General features: G+C 75.6%; 18 protein-coding genes and 1 pseudogene. 6 read left to right on the forward strand and 13 right to left on the reverse strand.

Translation table 11 applies throughout. The features are described from left to right. Nucleotides 1–99: 99 nt before the first annotated feature. From ACFXOZ_RS38270 to ACFXOZ_RS38285, 4 genes are all read right to left on the reverse strand, one after another. Nucleotides 100–1,260: an Mrp/NBP35 family ATP-binding protein gene (locus tag ACFXOZ_RS38270; RefSeq protein WP_380409389.1), complete on the reverse strand. Its 1,161-nt coding sequence runs from the start codon at nt 1,258–1,260 to the stop codon at nt 100–102. A gap of 56 nt (nt 1,261–1,316) precedes the next feature. Then, nucleotides 1,317–1,874, reverse strand: a complete 558-nt coding sequence (locus ACFXOZ_RS38275; protein ID WP_375884889.1) for a DUF1003 domain-containing protein — start codon at nt 1,872–1,874, stop codon at nt 1,317–1,319. Nucleotides 1,875–1,941: 67 nt separating this feature from the next. Beyond that, complete coding sequence (locus ACFXOZ_RS38280) at nt 1,942–3,228, reverse strand: magnesium transporter MgtE N-terminal domain-containing protein (protein WP_375884798.1); 1,287 nt, start codon at nt 3,226–3,228, stop codon at nt 1,942–1,944. 157 nt (nt 3,229–3,385) lie between these two features. Beyond that, nucleotides 3,386–3,925 (reverse strand): hypothetical protein, encoded by a 540-nt coding sequence (locus tag ACFXOZ_RS38285; protein ID WP_375884800.1) that lies wholly within the window; start codon nt 3,923–3,925, stop codon nt 3,386–3,388. A gap of 132 nt (nt 3,926–4,057) precedes the next feature. Here ACFXOZ_RS38285 and ACFXOZ_RS38290 point away from each other — a divergent pair, with 132 nt between their 5' ends. Next, nucleotides 4,058–4,987 carry a DMT family transporter gene (locus tag ACFXOZ_RS38290; protein WP_380525915.1) on the forward strand — a complete coding sequence of 310 codons (930 nt, stop codon included), beginning with the start codon at nt 4,058–4,060 and terminating at the stop codon, nt 4,985–4,987. A 55-nt stretch (nt 4,988–5,042) separates the two neighbouring features. Here ACFXOZ_RS38290 and corA read toward each other — a convergent pair whose 3' ends face one another. Further along, nucleotides 5,043–6,164, reverse strand: a complete 1,122-nt coding sequence (corA, locus tag ACFXOZ_RS38295) for a magnesium/cobalt transporter CorA (protein WP_380594588.1) — start codon at nt 6,162–6,164, stop codon at nt 5,043–5,045. 402 nt (nt 6,165–6,566) lie between these two features. On the opposite strand from corA, the gene ACFXOZ_RS38300 reads away from it, so the two are divergent. Next, nucleotides 6,567–7,208, forward strand: a complete 642-nt coding sequence (locus ACFXOZ_RS38300; protein WP_380594590.1) for a suppressor of fused domain protein — start codon at nt 6,567–6,569, stop codon at nt 7,206–7,208. 151 nt (nt 7,209–7,359) lie between these two features. On the opposite strand, the gene ACFXOZ_RS38305 is transcribed toward ACFXOZ_RS38300, so the two are convergent. The 5 genes from ACFXOZ_RS38305 to ACFXOZ_RS38325 form a co-directional block, all read right to left on the reverse strand. Continuing rightward, nucleotides 7,360–8,220 carry a PHP domain-containing protein gene (locus ACFXOZ_RS38305; protein ID WP_380594592.1) on the reverse strand — a complete coding sequence of 287 codons (861 nt, stop codon included), beginning with the start codon at nt 8,218–8,220 and terminating at the stop codon, nt 7,360–7,362. 56 nt (nt 8,221–8,276) lie between these two features. Then, nucleotides 8,277–8,915, reverse strand: a complete 639-nt coding sequence (locus ACFXOZ_RS38310; protein WP_350511866.1) for a DUF6758 family protein — start codon at nt 8,913–8,915, stop codon at nt 8,277–8,279. Between the two features lie 346 nt (nt 8,916–9,261). Further along, nucleotides 9,262–9,420: a hypothetical protein gene (locus tag ACFXOZ_RS38315; RefSeq protein ID WP_188305309.1), complete on the reverse strand. Its 159-nt coding sequence runs from the start codon at nt 9,418–9,420 to the stop codon at nt 9,262–9,264. Nucleotides 9,421–9,801: 381 nt separating this feature from the next. Further along, nucleotides 9,802–10,680, reverse strand: coding sequence for an alpha/beta fold hydrolase (locus ACFXOZ_RS38320; RefSeq protein WP_380594594.1), 879 nt, complete (start codon nt 10,678–10,680; stop codon nt 9,802–9,804). A 106-nt stretch (nt 10,681–10,786) separates the two neighbouring features. Further along, nucleotides 10,787–12,859: a DEAD/DEAH box helicase gene (locus ACFXOZ_RS38325; RefSeq protein WP_380594596.1), complete on the reverse strand. Its 2,073-nt coding sequence runs from the start codon at nt 12,857–12,859 to the stop codon at nt 10,787–10,789. Nucleotides 12,860–13,558: 699 nt separating this feature from the next. Between ACFXOZ_RS38325 and ACFXOZ_RS38330 the strand changes: the two genes are divergently transcribed. Continuing rightward, nucleotides 13,559–14,287, forward strand: a complete 729-nt coding sequence (locus ACFXOZ_RS38330) for a ferritin-like fold-containing protein (protein WP_375884817.1) — start codon at nt 13,559–13,561, stop codon at nt 14,285–14,287. A gap of 42 nt (nt 14,288–14,329) precedes the next feature. Here the strand turns inward: ACFXOZ_RS38330 and ACFXOZ_RS38335 are convergent, their stop codons facing one another. The 3 genes from ACFXOZ_RS38335 to ACFXOZ_RS38345 all read right to left on the reverse strand — a co-directional run bounded on the left by ACFXOZ_RS38335 (nt 14,330) and on the right by ACFXOZ_RS38345 (nt 15,817). After that, nucleotides 14,330–14,689, reverse strand: a complete 360-nt coding sequence (locus tag ACFXOZ_RS38335) for a hypothetical protein (protein ID WP_375884818.1) — start codon at nt 14,687–14,689, stop codon at nt 14,330–14,332. Between the two features lie 107 nt (nt 14,690–14,796). Then, complete coding sequence (locus ACFXOZ_RS38340; RefSeq protein WP_375884820.1) at nt 14,797–15,024, reverse strand: DUF3107 domain-containing protein; 228 nt, start codon at nt 15,022–15,024, stop codon at nt 14,797–14,799. Nucleotides 15,025–15,157: 133 nt separating this feature from the next. Then, nucleotides 15,158–15,817: a TetR/AcrR family transcriptional regulator gene (locus ACFXOZ_RS38345; protein ID WP_375884822.1), complete on the reverse strand. Its 660-nt coding sequence runs from the start codon at nt 15,815–15,817 to the stop codon at nt 15,158–15,160. A gap of 256 nt (nt 15,818–16,073) precedes the next feature. Between ACFXOZ_RS38345 and ACFXOZ_RS38350 the strand changes: the two genes are divergently transcribed. From ACFXOZ_RS38350 to ACFXOZ_RS38360, 3 genes and pseudogenes are all read left to right on the forward strand, one after another. Then, nucleotides 16,074–16,976: an alpha/beta fold hydrolase gene (locus ACFXOZ_RS38350; protein WP_380409704.1), complete on the forward strand. Its 903-nt coding sequence runs from the start codon at nt 16,074–16,076 to the stop codon at nt 16,974–16,976. Nucleotides 16,977–17,340: 364 nt separating this feature from the next. Further along, nucleotides 17,341–19,137 carry a DUF3492 domain-containing protein gene (locus tag ACFXOZ_RS38355; protein ID WP_380594599.1) on the forward strand — a complete coding sequence of 599 codons (1,797 nt, stop codon included), beginning with the start codon at nt 17,341–17,343 and terminating at the stop codon, nt 19,135–19,137. Beyond that, a pseudogene (locus ACFXOZ_RS38360) lies at nt 19,137–19,429 on the forward strand (hypothetical protein); the annotation flags it as partial. The gene ACFXOZ_RS38355 and the pseudogene ACFXOZ_RS38360, both read left to right, overlap by 1 nt.

The following is a 19,429-nucleotide window of genomic DNA, read 5'->3' on the forward strand; positions in this document are numbered from 1 at the left end:
CCACGTGGGGGGCACCCCCGGGCCTTCGCGCGCCTGCGCACCCGGGGGGGGGCGGGCCGCATCCCCGCCCGCCCCCGCCGCGTACGCCCGCTCGGAACGTCAGAACTTGTTCTTGGGCGTCAGCCCCAGGGACATGCCGGACAGGCCGCGCCGGCGGCCGCCGAGCTTGCCGGCCACGGCGCGCAGGGCGGCGCCGGCCGGGGAGTCGGGGGCGGCGAGCACGACCGGGCGGCCGTCGTCGCCGCCCTCGCGCAGCCGGACGTCGATCGGGATCGAGCCGAGCACCGGGACGGTGGCGCCGACGGTGCGGGTCAGCGCGTCGGCGACGGTCTGGCCGCCGCCGGTGCCGAAGACGTCGATCATCTCGTCGCAGTGCGGGCACGGCATGCCGGACATGTTCTCGATCACGCCGACGATCTTCTGGTGGGTCTGCACCGCGATGGTGCCGGCCCGCTCGGCCACCTCGGCGGCGGCCATCTGCGGGGTGGTGACGATCAGGATCTCCGCGTTGGGGACCAGCTGGGCCACCGAGATCGCGATGTCGCCGGTGCCCGGCGGCAGGTCCAGCAGCAGCACGTCCAGGTCGCCCCAGTAGACGTCGGCCAGGAACTGCTGCAGCGCGCGGTGCAGCATCGGGCCGCGCCAGACCACCGGGGCGTTGCCCGGGGTGAACATGCCGATCGAGATGACCTTCACGCCGTTCGCCTGCGGCGGCATGATCATGTCCTGGACCTGGGTGGGCCGGCCCTCGACGCCCAGCATGCGCGGCACGCTGTGGCCGTAGATGTCGGCGTCCACGACGGCGACCTTCAACCCGTCCGCGGCCATCGCGGCGGCCAGGTTGACGGTCACCGAGGACTTGCCGACGCCGCCCTTGCCGGAGGCGACGGCGTAGACCCGGGTCAGCGTGCCCGGCTTGGCGAACGGGATCTCCCGCTCGGGGGCGCCGCCGCGCAGCAGCTGGGAGAGCTCCTTGCGCTGCTCGTCGCTCATCACGTCGAGTTCGACCTCGACGCCGGTCACCCCGGGTACCCGGCCGACCGCGTCACGGACCCGGGTGACGATGGTGTCGCGCATCGGACAGCCGGAGACGGTCAGGTAGACCGCGACGCGCACCGCGCCGTCCTCGGCGATCCCGACCGATTTCACCATGCCGATCTCGGTGATCGGACGGTTGATCTCCGGGTCGTTGACGGTCGCCAGCGCCTGGCGTACGGAGTCCTCCGTGACGCCGGCCGCGACCTCTGTCTCGTTGGCCATGCCTTGATGGTACGGCTCCGGGCGAACCGCTTAACCGGCCGGTAGCGTGCCGCCGGTCACAACGCCTCGGAGGCGCCCCGCCGTTCGTCGATCTCCTTGAGCAGCGACTGGAGCTCGGACCGGATGAAGTCCCGGGTGGCGACCTCGCCGAGCCCGTGCCGCAGGGCCGCGACCTCGCGGGCCAGGTACTCGGTGTCGGCGATGTTGCGGTCGCTGCGGGCCCGGTCCTGCTCCATGTTGACGCGGTCCCGGTTGTCCTGCCGGTTCTGCGCCAGCAGGATCAGCGGCGCCGCGTAGGAGGCCTGGAGCGACAGCACCAGGGTCAGGAAGATGAACGGGTACTCGTCGAAGCGCGCGTCCGAGGGCAGCATGGTGTTCCACAGCACCCAGACGATGATCACCACCGTCATCCAGACGATGAACCGCCCGGTGCCGAGGAAGCGGGCGATCCGCTCCGACAGCACGCCGAAGGCCTCGGGGTCGTAGGACGGCAGGGTCAGCAGGCCGGGCCGCGCGGTGCGGGGCTGGTCGAGCCGGGTGCGGTTGGAGCCGGTGATCGGGGAGGTCTCCAGGCGCTCCCGGCCGCCGCCCTCGCGGGTGCGCAGTTCGCGCAGCTGGCGCAGCTCCCGCAGTTCGCCCTGCAGGCGCCGGCGGGCGGACTCGCCCCGCCGGCCGTTGCGGTCACCGTCCACCGTGCACCTCGTCTCTGTCGTCGTCCCCGGCGTGCAGCGCGGCGTCGCGCCAGTCCTCGGGCAGCAGGTGGTCGAGCACGTCGTCGACGGTCACCGCGCCGAGCAGGTGGTCGGCCTCGTCCACGACCGGCGCGGCCACCAGGTTGTACGTCGCCAGGTAGCTGGTGACCAGGGACAGCGGGGTGTCCGGCGGCAGCGCGTCCAGGTCGTCGTCCACCAGCGAGCCGACCAGGACGTACGGGGGCTCGCGCAGCAGCCGCTGGAAGTGCACCGCGCCCAGGTACTTGCCGGTCGGGGTCTCGTTCGGCGGCCGGCAGACGTACACCTGGGCGGCCAGCGCGGGCTTGTGGTCGCGGATCCGGATCCGGGCCAGCGCCTCGGCGACCGTCGCGTCCGGCTCCAGGACGATCGGCTCGGTGGTCATCAGACCGCCGGCGGTGTCCTCCTCGTAGGAGAGCAGCCGGCGGACCGGCTCGGCCTCCTCCGGCTCCATCAGGCCGAGCAGCCGCTCGGCCTCGTCGCCGGGCAGTTCGGAGAGCAGGTCGGCGGCGTCGTCCGGGTCCATCGCCTCCAGGACGTCGGCCGCCCGCTCCCCCTGGAGCTTGCCGATGATCTCGACCTGGTCGTCCTCGGGCAGCTCCTCCAGGACGTCCGCGAGCCGCTCGTCCGGCAGCGCGGCGGCCACCTCGGCGCGGCGCTTGGCCGACAGGTGGTGCATCACGCTGGCGAGGTCGGCCGGGCGCAGCTGCTCGAAGGTGGCGAGCAGGTTGGCCGCGCCCTGGTCCTGCTCGGGCAGCGCGAAGCCGGTGACGTCCTGCCAGTCCAGGGTGAGCCGCTCGCCCTTGCCCTTGCGCAGCCGGGTGGCCCGGCCGACCTGGACGAAGACCTTGCTGACCTCCCACTCGCGCAGCCGGGTCTGCACCATGCCGACGTCCAGCACGGTGACGTCCTCGGCGGTCTTGGACCAGGTGACGGTGCGGTCCAGCAGCTCGGCCAGCACCAGGGTCTCGGACGGGCGCTGCTCGAACCGGCGCAGGTTGATCAGGCCGGTGGTGAGCACCTGGCCGGACTCCAGGCTGGTCACCCTGGTCATCGGCAGGAAGATCCGGCGCCGGGCGACGACCTCGACCACCAGGCCGAGCACCAGCGGGGGGCGGCCGCCGAGGCGCAGTGAGACGACCACGTCGCGGACCCGCCCGACCTGGTCGCCGTTCGGGTCGAACACCGCGACGGCGGAGAGGTGGGAGATGAAGACCCGGCTTCCTGGCCCTGCCATGAACTCCCTCGACTCCCTCGACCCTGCCCGAGCGGTCCGACCTGCCCGGCGCCGTACGGTGTGCACCGGGGCGCACGTCCGGCCAAGGCTACCCGCGCCGCGTGCACCCGGCCCGGTGAGGCACGGTAGCGGGCCCAGGCGTCCTCGGCATGAACCTTTAACGGCGCTTGAACAGCAGTTTGGGCAGTCCGGCGGGGATCGGGCGGCGGGTGGTGGCCGGGGTGGGCATCGGCTCGGCGGCGTGCGAGCCGTCCGGCATGGCGCCCGGACGCTCGGTCAGCGCCCCGGCCGGGCGCAGCCGCAGCACCCGGCACTCGCGGGCCCAGCGCTCGGTGACGGTGTCCGTGTCGGGCGCGTTCAGCCGCTTGCCCTTGAGTTCCTCGACGGCGCCCCGCCAGGCCTCGCCGTTCGGCGCCAGCTCGACCACCTCGGCGGCCCAGCCGGTCAGCCGGCCGCCCTTGTCCTTGCTGCGCACGGTGATCACGGCACGGGCGCCCGGGGTCAGGCCGTGCAGGGGCTGCTCGCCGCCCCCGCCGACGACCACCACGGCGCCGTCGTGCCAGGCGTGCCACAGCGGGCGGGCCTGCGCCTCGCCGTCCGCGCGCACCCAGAGCAGTCCGGACTTCTTCGCGGCCTCCTCCAGCAGGGCCTGGTCGAGGAAGTCGTCGGCGACGGGGGCGGCGGAGTTGCGGTCCATGGCGGACAGCGTACGGGCTCGCCGCCCGCGCCCGCCCGGCCGGACGTCTCAGCCCCCGGGCGACAGTTCCATTGACGGCCCACGGGCCTTACCGTATGAGCGCCCCGCCCCCGCGACCAGCGAAGGAGCGCCGTGCCCGCCGCCCGGCCCGCGACCACCCCCGCCCCTGCCACCGCCGCCGACCAGCGGCCCGCGCACCCGCTCCCCACCGCCGACCTGCTGCTGCTCGCCGTCTCGATCGGCGGCATCTCCCTCTCCGGCCCGCTGATCTCCGCCACCGCCGCGCCCGCGCTGGCCATCGCCTTCTGGCGCAACGTCATGTCGGTCGGCGCCCTGGGCCCGTACGCGCTGCTGCGCCACCGCGCCGAGCTGCGCGGGATCGGCCGGCGGGCGCTGCTGCTCGCGGTCGCCGCCGGGGTGCTGCTCGCGGTGCACTTCGCGCTCTGGATGCCCAGCCTGCGGATGACCTCGGTGGCCTCCGCGACCGCCCTGGTCACCACCACCCCGCTGTGGACGATCCTGCTGATGCGGCTGTTCGGCGTCCGCGCGCCGAGGATGGTCTGGCTCGGGACGGTCGTCGCCTTCGCCGGCGTGCTGGTGCTGACCGGCGTCGACCTCTCGATGTCCCCGCGCGCCCTGCTCGGCGACGCCCTCGCGCTCGCCGCGGGCCTGGCCGCGGCCGGGTACATGCTGCTGGGCGCGGAGGTCCGCAGGACGGTCAGCACCACCGCGTACACGCTGGTCTGCTACGCGACCACGGCGGTCGGCCTGCTGGTGATCTGCCTGGCCACCGGCACGCGGCTGTCCGGCTGGTCGGCCGGGGCCTGGTGGCAGATCGTGCTGCTGATGGTCACCGCGCAGCTGCTCGGGCACTCGCTGAGCAACCGGGTGGTGCGCACCCTCGGCCCGTCGATCACCTCCACCGCGATCCTGCTGGAGACCCCGGGCGCGGCCCTGATCGCCGCGCTCTGGCTCGGCCAGTGGCCCCCGGCGGCGGCGTACCCGGCGGTGGTGCTGATCCTGCTCGGCCTGGTCCTGGTCGCCCGCGGCGGGCGGCGCTGACGCCCCCGCGGGGCCGGGGTCCGGGTGCGGGGCCCGGGACGGGGGCCCGGGGGTGCTACAGCCAGCCGTTGCGGCGGAAACCCCGGTACATCCCGACGCAGATCACCGCGATCGCGGTGAGCACCAGCGGATAGCCGTAGGCGTGGTGCAGTTCGGGCATGTAGTCGAAGTTCATGCCGTAGACGCCGGTGATCATGGTGGGCACCGCGAAGATCGCCGCCCAGGCGGTGATCTTGCGCATGTCCTCGTTCTGCGCCACCGACACCTGCGCCAGGTTGGCCTGGAGCAGCGAGTTCAGCAGTTCGTCGAACCCGTGCACCTGCTCGGTGACCCGGGCCAGGTGGTCGGCGACGTCCCGGAAGTACTTCTGGATGTCCGGGTCGACCAGGCCCTGCTGCGGCTCGGACAGCTGCTGCATCGGGCGCAGCAGCGGTGCCACCGCGCGCTTGAACTCCAGTACCTCGCGCTTGAGTTGGTAGACCCGGCCGACGTCCGCGGTGCGCGCGCCCTTGGCCGAGAAGACGCCGTACTCGATCTCGTCCACGTCGTTCTGCAGCCGCTCGGCGACCAGCAGGTAGTTGTCCACGACGTGGTCGGCGATCGCGTGCAGCACCGCGGCCGGGCCCTTGGCGAGCAGGCCGGCCTCGTCCGCGTCCGCCTCCAGCCGGTGCCGCAGCTCCTGCAGCGAGCCGTGGCCGCCGTGCCGGACGGTGATCACGAAGTCCCGGCCGGCGAAGACCATCAGCTCGCCGGTCTCCACCACCTCGCTGGTGGGCGTGAGTTGGTCGTGCTCGACGTAGCGGATGGTCTTGAAGACGGCGAACAGCACGTCGTCGTAGCGCTCCACCTTGGGCCGCTGGTGGGCGTGCACCGCGTCCTCCACCGCGAGCGGGTGCAGGCCGAACCGCTGGGCGATCCCCTCGAACTCGGCGCCGGTCGGCTCGTGCAGCCCGATCCAGCTGAACGACCCTGCGGTGTCCGGGAATTGGTGCGCGGCCTTGACCCGGCGGGCGGCCTCGCGGGGGCTGCAGGTCACGCCGTTGCGCCGGCCGTGCTGGTAGACCGCGCAGTCCACGACCGCCGAGCCGGCGCCCTCGGGCACGGCGTCGTACGGCCCGACGGCGCCCCGGCGGCGGTTGGTGCGGACGGCGGCGCGCAGGCTGTTGATCATCGACATGACAGGCTCCCTGGGGCAGGAGCCGTCGCACGGTGGCGCGGAGGGGGCGCGGAAGGGCCGTGGTGCGACGGCGAGGAACACCGGTGAAGGGGACGAGGGGTGCTCTCCCGGCCGGTCCGTCCGCCGCCGACCCGCGCCCGGGCCACTAGGGCTCGGTCAGCCGCTGAGGCCTGCGGGGCGGGAAGTGCGGGGAAGTCGGGGCCGGGCAGAGCTGCCGGTACTGCATGGTCGGCCGGTATCCACCGCAACCACCTCCTTCGCTCGCCGCCCCGGGACCTGCGATCCCGGTGGCCAGTCGCTCACCCTAACATCTGACCGGGCATCGGTGCCCCGGGGTTTCCCCGGCCTTCGCCCGTACGCCCCCGCGCGGACGCCGGGGCGGCCCGGGTTACGCTCACCGGCATGGCGCACGACTTCCCGTCCTTCGGCGACCCCCACGGCGGCAGCTCCCCGGACCTCACCCGGGAGGCGGTGCTGGCGGCCGTCGAGGCCCGGCTGATCTCCACCTTCGGCGAGCCGAGCGGCCGCGCCGCCGTCACCTTCCTGGGCACCGACCGGATCGAGGTGCTGCGCTTCGGCCCGGACGCCGACGGCCTGGTCCGCTACGCGACGCTCGGAATGGCGGCCGCCCCGATGGCCGACCCGACCCAGCCGGTCGCCGACCAGCTGCGCGGACCGCGCGCCGAACTGGTGCTGACGGTGCGCGGCGGGCGCGACGGCGTGCTGCGCAGCCTCGCCACCTTCGCCGCGACGCCGCAGGTCGAGGGCCTGGTGGTGGCCCCGGGCGGCTCGCTGGACCTCGGCGCCCCGCTCTGGGAGGACGCCCCGTTCACCTCGGTGCTGGCCGCCGAGCCGGGCGGGCTGGTCGAGGACCTGGAACTGGCCGAGCCCGCCGAGCCGGTGCGCTTCCTGCCGCTGCTGCCGATGACGCCCAACGAGGCGGGCTGGAAGCGGGTGCACGGCGCGGCCGCGCTCCAGGAGCGCTGGCTGGACCAGGGCACCGACCTGCGCGACCCGCGGCGGCGCGGCGTCAAGCTCGACTGACCCCCGATGACTCCCGGTCAGGACCGGGGCCCGGTCCAGGACCGGCGCCGGGCCGGATCCTGACCGGCGCCGGCCCCCGGCCCGAAGGGCGCACGGGCGGCCCGCCCGCCCCACCGCGCCCCGGTGCGCCGGAGCGCGGCCCCGCCCGCCGTCAGCGCTCGATCGGCTTCGCCCCGGTGGCCTGGGCCAGCAGGGCCTCGTACACCCCGGGGTCGGTGGTGTGCTCGCCGAGCCGGACGGTCTTGCGGCTGCCGTGGTAGTCGCTGGAGCCGGTGACCAGCAGGCCGAGGTCGCCGGCCAGGCCGCGCAGCCGCTGCCTGGTCTCCTCGTCGTGGTCGGTGTGGTCGACCTCCAGCCCGGCCAGTCCGGCGGCCGCGAGGTCGGCGATCACCCCGTCCGGGACGGTCCGGCCGCGCTTGACCGCGCCGGGGTGGGCGAACACCGGCACCCCGCCGGCCGCCCGGACCAGCCGGACCGCCCGCACCGGGTCGGTCTCGTGCTTGCGGACGTCCGCCCGGCCGCCGTTGGCCAGCCACTGCGGGGTGAAGGCGTCCGAGACGGTGGCCACCACGCCCGCCTCGACCAGCGCGCTGGCGATGTGCGGCCGCCCGACCGAACCGGCCCCGGCGATCCGCTGCACCTGCTCCCAGCTGATGTCCGCGCCGAGCTCCCGGCAGCGCTCGACGACCGCCCGGCCGCGCCGGAACCGGTCGGTGCGCACCAGCTCGCGCTCGGCCGCGAACTCCGGCTCCTCGGGGTCGAACAGGTAGGCCAGCAGGTGCATGCTGACGCCGTCCACCACACAGGACAGTTCGGCGCCGGGGACGACGGTCAGCCGGGTGCCGTCCGGCAGCGCCTGCACGGCGGCGGCGGCCCCGGCGTGCCCGGCGACGGTGTCGTGGTCGGTGAGCGCGACCACGTCGAGGCCGGCCGCGACCGCCGCCGCGACCAGCTCGGCCGGGCTGTCGGTGCCGTCGGAGGCGTTGCTGTGGGCGTGCAGGTCGATGCGCACGGGGCGGACTCCTCAGGCTGGTGGGTGCCGCCCAGGATAGGCCGTCCGGTCCGCCGTCAGCCCAGCAGCCGGGGGGAGAGCGCCCCGCAGGGCAGCAGGTCCAGTTCGGCGCCGGCCTCGCGCAGGTCGGTGAGCACCAGCTCGTCGTACATCACCAGCGCGGACTGCTCGGGCCAGGCGATCGCCCAGAGCCAGAGCCCGCGGGCCTCGCCGACGAACACCGCGCGGTCGGGCGGGGCGTCCGGGACGTGGAACATCGGGGTGGGCCGCCCGGCGGCCATCAGCTTGGCGTCGGCGGGCTTGTAGAGGCCGACCGAGTCGCCCGGGTCGGGGCCGGGCAGTCCGGCGTAGCGGGCGCCGAGCCCGACGCCCAGTTCCTCGGCGACCAGCACCAGTTCGCCGAAGCCGCCGAGCGGGGCGGGCCCGGAGCAGGCGACGGCGGTGGCCCGGGCGCCCGAGACGTCGTCGCCGACGTGGGCGATGCCGGTGTAGAGCCAGCCGACCGGGAGCGGCCAGGGCAGCCAGACGGGGACCTGGGAACGGGCGACGGCGACGCCCAGGGCTTCCACGCTCGGGGGCAGTACGGGCTGCATCGGGTGCACGGCTCCGTGCCGGTCGCACTGCCAGGTGTCCGAAAAAAGACCGGGGGCGCGGACCCGACCGGCGCACCTCGGACAGCTTGGCTCGCCCCTCATAGCCGACAACGCTCCTCCCTCCGGACCGCCGCGTCAAGGACGATCACCCGTACGGACGGCCCGGCGGCACCCTGTCGGTGCTGGACGCCCGGCCGGCGCGGGTGGCTTGCGGCGCGGGCGGTTCCCGTTGGGGGATGTCCCGTCGCGGGCGGCGGCAAACGTTCCGGGGGCGGGGGCGGGGCCGAGTCAGGGCCGGGGCCGGTCCGTTCCGGGGCCGGACGCACTGACGCCCCGTCAACGGCGATCGCGGTGACGGGGCGTCAGTCGGGTATCGGTACGTCCGGATCGGACGGTCCCGGCTCGTCGGCGGCGGGTGAGGTCTCCCGGTCGGAGGCGCCGCGCTGGGTCAGACGGTCGGGCACGGGCGGATGAGCAGGCGCTCGCCGGTGCGGGCGGCGTCCTGGACGAGCTCGCGGACGGTCTCGGCGTCGGCGATCACGCGGTCGGTCGCGGAGCCGTTGGCGTCGTCCAGTCGGAGGATCTCGAAGCGCATGGGCTTGGTCATGGGCGTCTCCTTTTCGAGCCCCGCGGGGCGGGGCGGTTGCGGCTGAGTCGGTATCAGCCCTTTCGGGGTCCTGCGGATCCGGCGCTGCGGCCGGACCACGCGGGTCGTACGTGTGGCGGTCTGCTGCGGCAAGGGCTCCCCCTGGGCTTGCCTGGTGCGTCCAGTCCCTCGTGAACCACGGTGTCGTGGCGGTGCTACCGGGCCGTTGCCCGTCCGTAACGTCCGGGTTTCGGCTGAAAGGCACCCTGTGGATGTCGCCGATGATTCCCGGACAGAATCAAAGATTACCGTAACTAACGACTTTTGTCCTGTGCCGTGCCCGGTCGAACCTCCGGAAGTGGTACAGACCACGCCGGGGAGCGGGTCGGTCGGGGGCCGGGCTCAGGCCCAGAACGCGGCCAGCGCCTCGGCCGTGGCGGCCGGCCGCTCGGCGTTGGGGGAGTGGGCCGCGCCCGCGACGACCACCCGGCGGGCGCCCAGCCGCCGCGCCATCGCGCCCTGCTCCGGTACCGGCCAGGCGTAGTCCTGCTCCCCGGACACCACCAGCACCGGCAGCGTCCCGGCCGCCACCGCGGCCAGCTCGTCCACCCGGTCCGGCGCGGCGACCAGGTGCGCGCCGGTGACGGCCAGCGACCGCGGCACGTTGGCCACCCAGCGGCGGCGCAGGAACTCCGCGACCCCCGGCGCCAGGGCGGGCCTCGGCTCCCCGCCGCTCTCGTCCATCTGCCGCATGACCTGCCAGATCTCCTCCAGGCCCATGACCGGCAGGACGTCCAGCAGCATCCTGGTCCGGGCCGCCTCGGCCGGGTCGATCGCGCCCGGCCCGGTGGCCATCAGGGTCAGCGAACGCCACGGCAGCGGGCCCTCCCCGGCGGCCGCGAGCACCGCCTCCCGGACCACCTGGCCGCCGAAGGAGTGCCCCAGCAGGTGCACCGGCCCGCCCTCCGCGGCCAGCACCCCGGTCAGCGCCCGGACGTCGGCGCCCAGCGCGGCCACGGCGTACGCCGCCCCGTCGTCCGGCCCGCCGGTCTCGTACTGACCCCGCTGGTCCACGGCCGTCACCCGGTACCCGGCGGCCGCGAGCGGCGCGAGCAGCGCGATGAAGTCCTCCTTGCTGCCGGTGAACCCCGGCACCAGCAGCGCCGAGCCGCGCACCGGGCCGTCCGGCTCCGCGCGCAGCGCCGCGAACTCCCCGCGCCCGGTCGGCACGCGCTCCGCCCGGGCGCAGCGGGGCAGGTCCAGGAACGGCGGAGTACTCATGGGCGGGTTCCCTCCCGGGGCAGGCGACGCCCCGAGCCTATGCCGTCCCGGCACCCCCTCCCACCAGGACGGGGACGCCCGGGAACGCCCGAGGGGGCGGTGCGGGTCAGCCCTCCGGAGTGGCCTCCGGGGCGACCGCGGCCTTGCGGGCGCGGGTGCGCTTGCGCGGCGCGGGCGCCTCCTCGGCCGGGGCGGTCTCGGCGGCCGGGGCCTCCGGGGCGGTCTCGGCGACGGCCTTGGGCTTGCGGGTCCGGGTGCGGGCCGGCTTCTTCTCGGCCGGGGCCTCGGCCGGAGCCTCGGTGACGGCGGCGGCCTCGACGGTCTCCGCGACCTCGGCCGCCTCGACCTTGGGCTTGCGGGTCCGGGTGCGGGCCGGCTTCTTCTCCGCCGGGGCCTCGGCCGGAGCCTCGGCGACGGCGGCGGCCTCGACGGTCTCCGCGACCTCGGCGACCTCGGCCTTGGGCTTGCGGGTCCGGGTGCGGGCCGGCTTCTTCTCCGCCGGGGCCTCGGCCGGAGCCTCGGCGACGGCGGCGGCCTCCACGACCTCGACGGCCTCGGCGACCTCGGCCGCCTCGGCCTTGGGCTTGCGGGTCCGGGTCCGGCGCGGCTTCTCCTCGGCCACCGGGGCCTCCGGGGCCACCGGCTCGGCCGCGACCACGGCGGCCTCGACCACCGCGGCCGCCTCGGCGACGACCTCGGCGGCGGCCACCGGGGTGACCTCGCCCGAGGCGGCGCCACCGCGCGAACGGCGGCGGCGACGGCGCGGCGCGGTCTCGCCCTCGGCACCCTCGACGGCCGGAGCCGCCTCGGTCACCGCCGCGGCGACGGCCGCCTCGCCCTCGCCGAGCTCCGAACCGCGGCGGGTGCGGCGGCGCTCACGGGTGCGGCGCGGCTTCTCCTCCGCCGCCGGGGCCTCGACGGCCGGGCGGCCCGAGCCGGCCCGCCCGCCGCGGGCAGCGCCGCGACCGGGGCGGGCGCCGCGCCCGCCGGTCTCGCCGAGGTCCTCGATCTCCTCCGCGCCGAGCCCGGCCCGGGTGCGCTCCGAACGCGGCAGCACACCCTTGGTGCCCGGCGCGATCTTCAGCAGCTCGTACAGGTGCGGCGAGGTGGAGTAGGTCTCCTCCGGCTCGTTGAACGGCAGGTCCAGCGCCTTGTTGATCAGCTGCCAGCGCGGGATGTCGTCCCAGTCGACCAGGGTGACGGCCGTACCGGAGGCGCCGGCCCGGCCGGTGCGGCCGATCCGGTGCAGGTAGGTCTTCTCGTCGTCGGTGCACTGGTAGTTGATGACGTGGGTGACGCCCTCGACGTCGATGCCGCGGGCGGCCACGTCGGTGCAGACCAGCACGTCGACCTTGCCGTTGCGGAAGGCGCGCAGCGCCTGCTCGCGGGCGCCCTGGCCGAGGTCGCCGTGGACGGCGCCGGCCGCGAAGCCGCGCTGGGTCAGCTGGTCGGAGACGTCGGCGGCGGTGCGCTTGGTGCGGCAGAAGATCATCGCCAGTCCGCGGCCGTCGGCCTGGAGGATGCGCGAGACCATCTCGACCTTGTCGAGCGAGTGGGCACGGAAGATGTGCTGCTCGATGTTGGCGACGGTGGCGCCGGTGTCGTCCGGGGCGGCGGCCCGGATGTGGGTCGGCTGGCTCATGTACCGGCGGGCGAGGTTGATGACCTGGCCCGGCATGGTGGCCGAGAACAGCAGGGTCTGCCGCTTGGCCGGCAGCATGGTGATGATCTTCTCGACGTCGGGCAGGAAGCCCAGGTCGAGCATCTCGTCGGCCTCGTCCAGGACCAGCGCGCGGACCTTGGACAGGTTCAGCTTCTTCTGGCCGGCCAGGTCCAGCAGTCGGCCCGGGGTGCCGACCACGATGTCGACGCCCTTGTTGAGCGCCTCGACCTGCGGCTCGTACGCCCGGCCGCCGTAGACCGCGAGCACGCGGACGTTGCGGACCTTGCCGGCGGTCTGCAGGTCGTTGGTGACCTGGGTGCAGAGCTCGCGGGTCGGGACGACGATCAGCGCCTGCGGGAAGTCCGAGAGCTGGTCCTCGGTGGCCCGGCCGGCGTCCACGTCGGCGCGCACCACGGCGCGCTCGATCAGCGGCAGGCCGAAGCCGAGGGTCTTGCCGGTGCCGGTCTTGGCCTGGCCGATGACGTCGTGGCCGGTCAGCGCGACCGGGAGGGTCATCTCCTGGATGGGGAAGGGGTGGACGATGCCGACGGACTCGAGGGCCTCGGCGGTCTCCGGGAGGATCCCCAGGTCCCGGAACGTCGTCTTGATGGGTTCAGCGGTGGTGGACAGGGTGCTGCCTCTTCCGTTTTCGGAGGGGCCGAGAGCGAGCGGCGGGCGGGCAGCCGCGCGGCTGTGTACGGGCCTGGCGGCCCCGAGTACAGCTGAGCGGACGCACTACCGCGCCGGTCCCTGCGGCCGGCCGGTGCGCGCGGCCCGTTGGCGGGGCGCGTCGCCGGCGGCGTCGGGGAGAGTTCCCGTGAGGGACCTGCGCGGGACCTCCGCCAGGTGGGCGTGGTCTCGGCGGCCCTCGCTCGGCCACTGATGCGGTGCCAAGGCTTGAAGTCCAAGCCATGGTCGGAGCCGATCGGCTCTCCGACCGGGCATCCGCGTACGTGAGTACCCGTGCCTCCGGTGCGGACACGTCCGGGGGACGCGCTGCCGCTACGGAGCGGGCTCGTGCGGGCCACCGAGACGGCGGTGGCACCGTGCGAGCACGACGGGGCTCCGTACCACCATACAGTCAGGCGACGACTCGAACACGTGATGCGTCTGACACCGACCCCGCCGACGGGGGCGCCGGGAGCCGATCCGGCAGGTCACCGGGGTGCGTCCGGTGGTGGGGCGCGGGCGGGGGCGGGACTAAGGTGGCGGGTCATGGAGACCCATGGTGAGACGCAGGACGGCGCGCCCGGCTCGATCGGCGACTGGGCCACGTGCTCGGCCGAACCGGGCTACCGCGCGGCGGTGCTCGACCTGCTCGGCGCGCTCGCGTACGGCGAGCTGAGCGCCTTCGAGCGGCTCGCCGAGGACGCCAAGCTGGCGCCCGGCCTCGCCGACAAGGCGGCCCTGGCCCGGATGGCCTCCGCCGAGTTCCAGCACTACCAGCGGCTGCACGACCGGCTCGCCGAGATCGGCGCCGACCCGCAGGAGGCGATGCGCCCCTTCGTCGAGCCGCTGGAGCTGTTCCACCGGATGACGGCGCCCTCGGACTGGCTGGAGGGCCTGGTCAAGGCCTACGTCGGCGACGCCATCGCCACCGACTTCTACCGCGAGGTGGCCGTTCGGCTGGACGACGACACCCGCGACCTGGTCCTCAGCGTCATGTCCGACACCGGCCACGGACAGTTCGCGGTCGACAAGGTCCGCCAGGCCATCGAGGCCGACCCGCGGGCCGGCGGCCGGCTCGCCCTGTGGGGCCGGCGGCTGATGGGCGAGGCGCTCAGCCAGGCCCAGCGGGTCGTCGCCGAGCGGGACGCGCTCTCCAACCTGCTGGTCGGCGGCGTCCAGGTGCAGGGCTTCGACCTGGTCGAGGTCGGCAAGATGTTCAACCGGATCACCGAGGCGCACACCCGGCGGATGGCCGCCCTCGGCCTGGCCTCGTAACGGGCCCCGTCACGGGCCCCGTCGTGCGCCCCGCCACGGGCCTCAGGCCGGCCGGTGCCGCCGCGGCGCGCGGTGGGCGCCGGCCCGGTGCGGGTGGTGCCGGTGCGCCGGGGCCCGCCCGGCGGCGAGGTCCGGCCGGGCCAGCAGCGAGGTGACCACCCCCGCGGCCAGCGCCGAGAACACCACCGCGGCCACCGGCAGGCGACCGTCCAGGCAGAAGTGCGCGACCACCCCGCCGAGCAGCGCCGAGGCCAGGGCCGTCCCCACCACCAGCGGGCGGGGGGCCCGGTAGTACCCCGGCAGGCCCAGCAGCGCGGCCGCGGCCGCGGCCAGGCCGACCAGCACGAAGACGAGCGATTCGACCAGCACGGCGGCCTCCCCGGGGGAACGGGCGTGCGGCACCGGTGCCGCACCTGTCGCCGTACCCAGGCCGACCTGCCCGTACACGCGACGGTGCCCCGTTCCCTCGGGAGGGAACGGGGCACCGGACGGACCTGCTCGGCGGCGGCTCAGGTGGTGCCGAAGCCCACCTTGCGGGCCGCCGACTCGCCGATCTCCACGTACGCCAGGCGCTCGGCCGGGACGATGACGCGACGGCCGTGCTCATCGGTGAGCGAGAAGAGCTTGGTGGAGCCCTCCAGCGCCTTCGCGACCGCGCTCTCGACCTCATCGGCAGTCTGCGAGCTCTCGATCACGATTTCGCGCGGCGCGTTCTGCACGCCGATCTTGACCTCCACGGCTTCCGTCCCTCCGGTTCTGCAGTCTCCACGCGCGGCGACGGACCGCCTGGGACAAGCGATCACGGCGACCGCGCCGTACGGCTTCACCATAGAGCACCCGATCACCGCCCAGGCGAAGGTCAGCGGATCGTCACTGCTGGGCGGAGCCCTCCGGCGCGAGGTCGCCCGGGTGCATCGGGAAGCCCTTGAGCCCCCGCCACGCCAGGCTGGCGACCAGCCGCACCGCCTCGTCGCGCGGGATGTCCAGACCCTGCGACAGCCAGTACCGGGCGGTGATCTGGGCCAGGCCGCAGACCCCGGCCGCCAGCAGCTTGGACTCCGCCTCCGGCAGGTCGGTGTCCTCCTGGATCACCTGGCTGACCAGCGTCGCGCTCGCCTCGGAGGCCCGCTCCACCCGCTCGCGCACGGCCGGCTCGTTGGTCAGGTCCGACTCGAAGACCAGCCGGAACGCGCCGGACTCGCTGGAGACGTAGTTGAAGTACGCCTCCATCGTCGCGGCCACCCGCAGCTTGTTGTCGGTGGTGGTGCCCAGCGCGTCCCGGGTCGACTCGACCAGGGCGTCGCAGTGCTTGTCCAGCAGCGCCAGGTAGAGGTCCAGCTTCCCGGGGAAGTGCTGGTAGAGCACCGGCTTGCTCACCCCGGCACGGTCGGCGATGTCGTCCATGGCGGCCGCGTGGTAACCCTGGGCGACGAACACCTCCTGGGCGGCACCGAGCAGTTGTTCACGGCGGGCGCTTCGCGGCAGGCGGGCACCGCGCGGGCGCTCCTGCGCCTCCTGGATGGCCGTCACGGCGCTCCTCACTTCGGGGTTCTTCGGGGCTGGCAAGAGGGCCGAGTCTACTTTTCGGTAACCGCGCCCGCCCCTGGCGAAGGCGAGAAAAGCAGTCCGGCCGCTTGTCAGGAGCCCACAATACGGCGCTGACCTCGGCGTCGGCAGTGGTGCGACGAGGGATGGGGCGGGCGAGGGGACGGGCGGACGGGACGGGGGCCGGGAAGGCCGGACCACCCCCGCCGCCCCCGACCGGCCCTCACTACCATCGTCCACCATGAGCAGCGCTGAGCAGCAGGTACGTACGGTCGAGGTCCCCGGCGCGGTGCTCGCGGTGCACCGGCCCGCCGGAGCGGGCGGCACCGACGGCCGCGAGCCCGGACTCTTCGTGCACGGCCTGGGCGGCTCGGCCGGCAACTGGAGCGCGCTGATGGACCGGCTCTCCGGCCTCGTCGACGGCGAGGCCCTCGACCTGCCCGGCTTCGGCCGCTCCGGCCCGCCCGCCGACGGCAACCTCAGCCTCTCCGGCCACGTCCGCGCCGTCATCGGCTACCTGGAGGCCGCCGGCCGCGGCCCCGTCCACCTCTTCGGCAACTCGCTCGGCGGCGCCGTCTCCGTCCGGCTCGCCGCGCTGCGCCCCGACCTGGTCCGCAGCCTCACCCTCGTCTCGCCCGCGCTGCCCGAACTGCCCCCGCAGCGCTCCGCCTGGCCCACCGGCCTGCTCGCCCTGCCCGGACTGCCCGCCCTGCTGCGCCGGCTGCCGGCCGGGCGGCGCGACGCCGAGGCGGCCACCGAGGACCTGCTGCGCCTGGTCTACGGCGACCCGGCCGGCCTGAGCCCCACCGCCCGCGCCGAGGCGGTGGCCGAGTACCGGCACCGGCTGGCGCAGCCGCACGCGATGCCGGCCCTGATCGGCTCGGCCCGCGGCATCGTCTCCGCCTACACCGAGCGCGGCGACCAGGCGCTGTGGCGGCAGGCCGAGCAGGTCGCGGCGCCGGTGCTGCTGGTGTACGGGCTGCGCGACAGGCTGGTCGCCTACCGCTCCGCCCGGCGGGCCTGCGCGGCCTTCGCCGACGCCCGGCTGCTGGTGCTGCCCGAGTCCGGGCACGTGGCGATGATGGAGCACCCCGACGCGGTCGCCCGGGCCGTGCGCGAGCTGATCGCGGACACCGCCCGCTGAGCGGCGGGCGGGGCCGGAGCGGCACCGGAGCGGTACCGCCCCGGCGCCGGAGCGGCGTATAGCGCCCGCTAACGGCCCGGTCCCGGGCGAGGTCACGGCAGTTCACTCGTTCAGGTGGCAGCCAGGCATGTGACCGATGGATCGCCCCGGGCCGGTCCTACCTTTCTGCTGCCGGACCGAACAGGTGTGGGGGAGGACCGCTGACGCCGGAGCACGCGGCGCACGGCCCGAGCAAGCGTCCCGGCGTACGGCCCCGCGGCTCCCGTGGCCCCCGCCCAGGGGGCGTCCCAGGGGTGCGGGGGGCGGTCGGCCCTGACCGGGGCTGCCGTCACCGCCCCCGTCCCGAGGCAGAAGGAGGACTCCCGTGCGCGTCGCGCTGCTCACCGAGGGTGCCCGTCCGCATCCCGACCGTGGTGCCGGGGCCTGGTGCGAGCGGCTGGCCGAGGGCCTGCCGGAGCACGAGTTCGAGCGGTACCTGCTCACCGGCCCGGACGACCCCGGCGCCCGGCGCCCGCCCGCCCGGCCCGGCACCCACCACCTCGTGCTGTGGGGCCGCCGGCCGCGCGGCCGCGCCCCCGGGGCGCTGCGCAGACGCCAGTACGCCCGGGCGTACGAGGACCTGGTGCGGGCACTGGTGCTGCCCGGGGAGCGGGCCGGCTTCGGGGCCGGGCTGTACCGGCTGGCGGCGTCGGCCCGGGAGGACGAGGGCACCCTGCCCGCCTTCCTCGCCTCCGCCCACGCCCGCCGGGTGCTGGAGCGGACCTGGCGGCTGCCCGGCGCGGACACCTCGGCCGGACAGCCGCTGGTCCGCGACGTGCTGGTCGCCGCGGACCTGCTGGAGCAGTGCCTGCGCCCGCTCTCCGCGCCCTGGTACGGCACCGGGCCCGGCGGCCTCGGCGCCGTCGACCTGTGCCACGTGGTCGGCGGCGGCCCGGCCGCGCTCCCCGCCCTGGTCGCCCGGCAGCTGCACGGCGTGCCCTTCGTGGTCACCGAGCACGGCCTGCACCTGCGCGAGCAGTACCTGGGTTACCCGCCCCGAGCCGAAGGGCGCGCCGGTGCCGAAAGCGAGGAGCGACAAGCGAGGGACGAGCGCCGGAGCGACGACCGTCGGCACCGGGTCCGAGCGCCCGGAGGCGAGCGGGCGAGTCACGCGGCGCCGTACCGATGGCCGGTCCGGGCGCTGCTGCTGTCCTTCTTCCGGGCGCTCACCGAGGAGACCTACCGGCAGGCCGCGATACTCACCCCGGGCAGCGCCCACGACCAGCAGTGGCAGCGCCGCTGCGGGGCCGATCCGGCGCGCACCCGGGTCGTCCACGAGGGCACCCCGGCGGTGGACCGCCCGGCGGCCGGGCCCGAGCCCGAGCGGCCCACCCTGGTCTGGGCGGGCCCGCTGGAGCCGGGGCGGGACACCGAACTGGTGCTGCACGCCTTCGCCCGGGTCCGCGCCGAACTGCCGGCGGCCCGCCTGGTGCTGCACGGCGAGGAGGCCGCCCCCGGCTACCGGGCGCACTGCGCGGCCGTCGCCGAACGGCTCGGGGTGACCGCGGCGGTGGAGTTCGCCGGCCGGCCCGGCTCGCTCGCCGAGGCCTGGCAGGGCGGCACGGTGGCGGTCTTCTCCGCGCTCTCCCAGCGCAGCCCCCGGCTGCTCGTCGACGCCATGCTCAGCGGCCGCGCGGTGGTCTCCACCGACGTCGGGGTGGCCCGCGAGGTGGTCGGCCCGACCGGGCTGCTGGTGCCCGCCCGCGACCCCCGGGCCCTGGCCGGGGCCTGCCTGGCACTGCTGCGCGACGAGGAGCGGCGCTCCCGGCTCGGCCTGGCGGGGCGGCTGCGGGCGCAGGAACGCTTCGCCGTCGAGCCGGTGACCGGCGCCTTCCGGGAGATCTACCTGGAACTGGTCTCGCAGTACCCCGCCTTCCCCGAGGGCGGCGGGGCGGGCCACGGCGGCCGGGCACCGCGCCCGTTCGCGCGCCCCGCCGAGTACTGGCTCAACGACGGCCCGGCCGGCGGCCGCGACGAGGAGGCGGACGGGGCGCCCGCGCCGCGCCGCCGGGCCGGGCAGGCCGGGCAGCTCGCCGCCCTGGCGGTGCGCACGGTGCGCACCGACCCGACCCGCCCCGACCCGGCCCGCCCCGCCGGCCCCGCCCTCGCGGAGGCCGTCTGATGTCCGGCCCCGTGGCCAGCGCCGACCCGGTGCGCGAGCTGATGGCCGAGCACCGGGACCTGTGCGAGCGCGCCGTCGACCCGCTGGAGATCGCCGCCGGGCTGGAGGAGGCCGGGCTCGGCCCGGACGCCGCGGCGCGCTGCCGGCACGCCGACCTGTTCTCGCTGGCCGAGGAGCTGTACGCCCGGGTGCCCCGACGGCCGTCGCCGCCCGAGCCGCCCGAACCGCGCCGCTGCGCGGCCGCGGCCCGGGCGGCGCTGACCGCCGCCGCGCTGGCCGCGCCGCCCTGCGC

This window comes from Kitasatospora sp. NPDC059160 (genome assembly GCF_042755465.1).
Lineage (GTDB): Bacteria > Actinomycetota > Actinomycetes > Streptomycetales > Streptomycetaceae > Kitasatospora.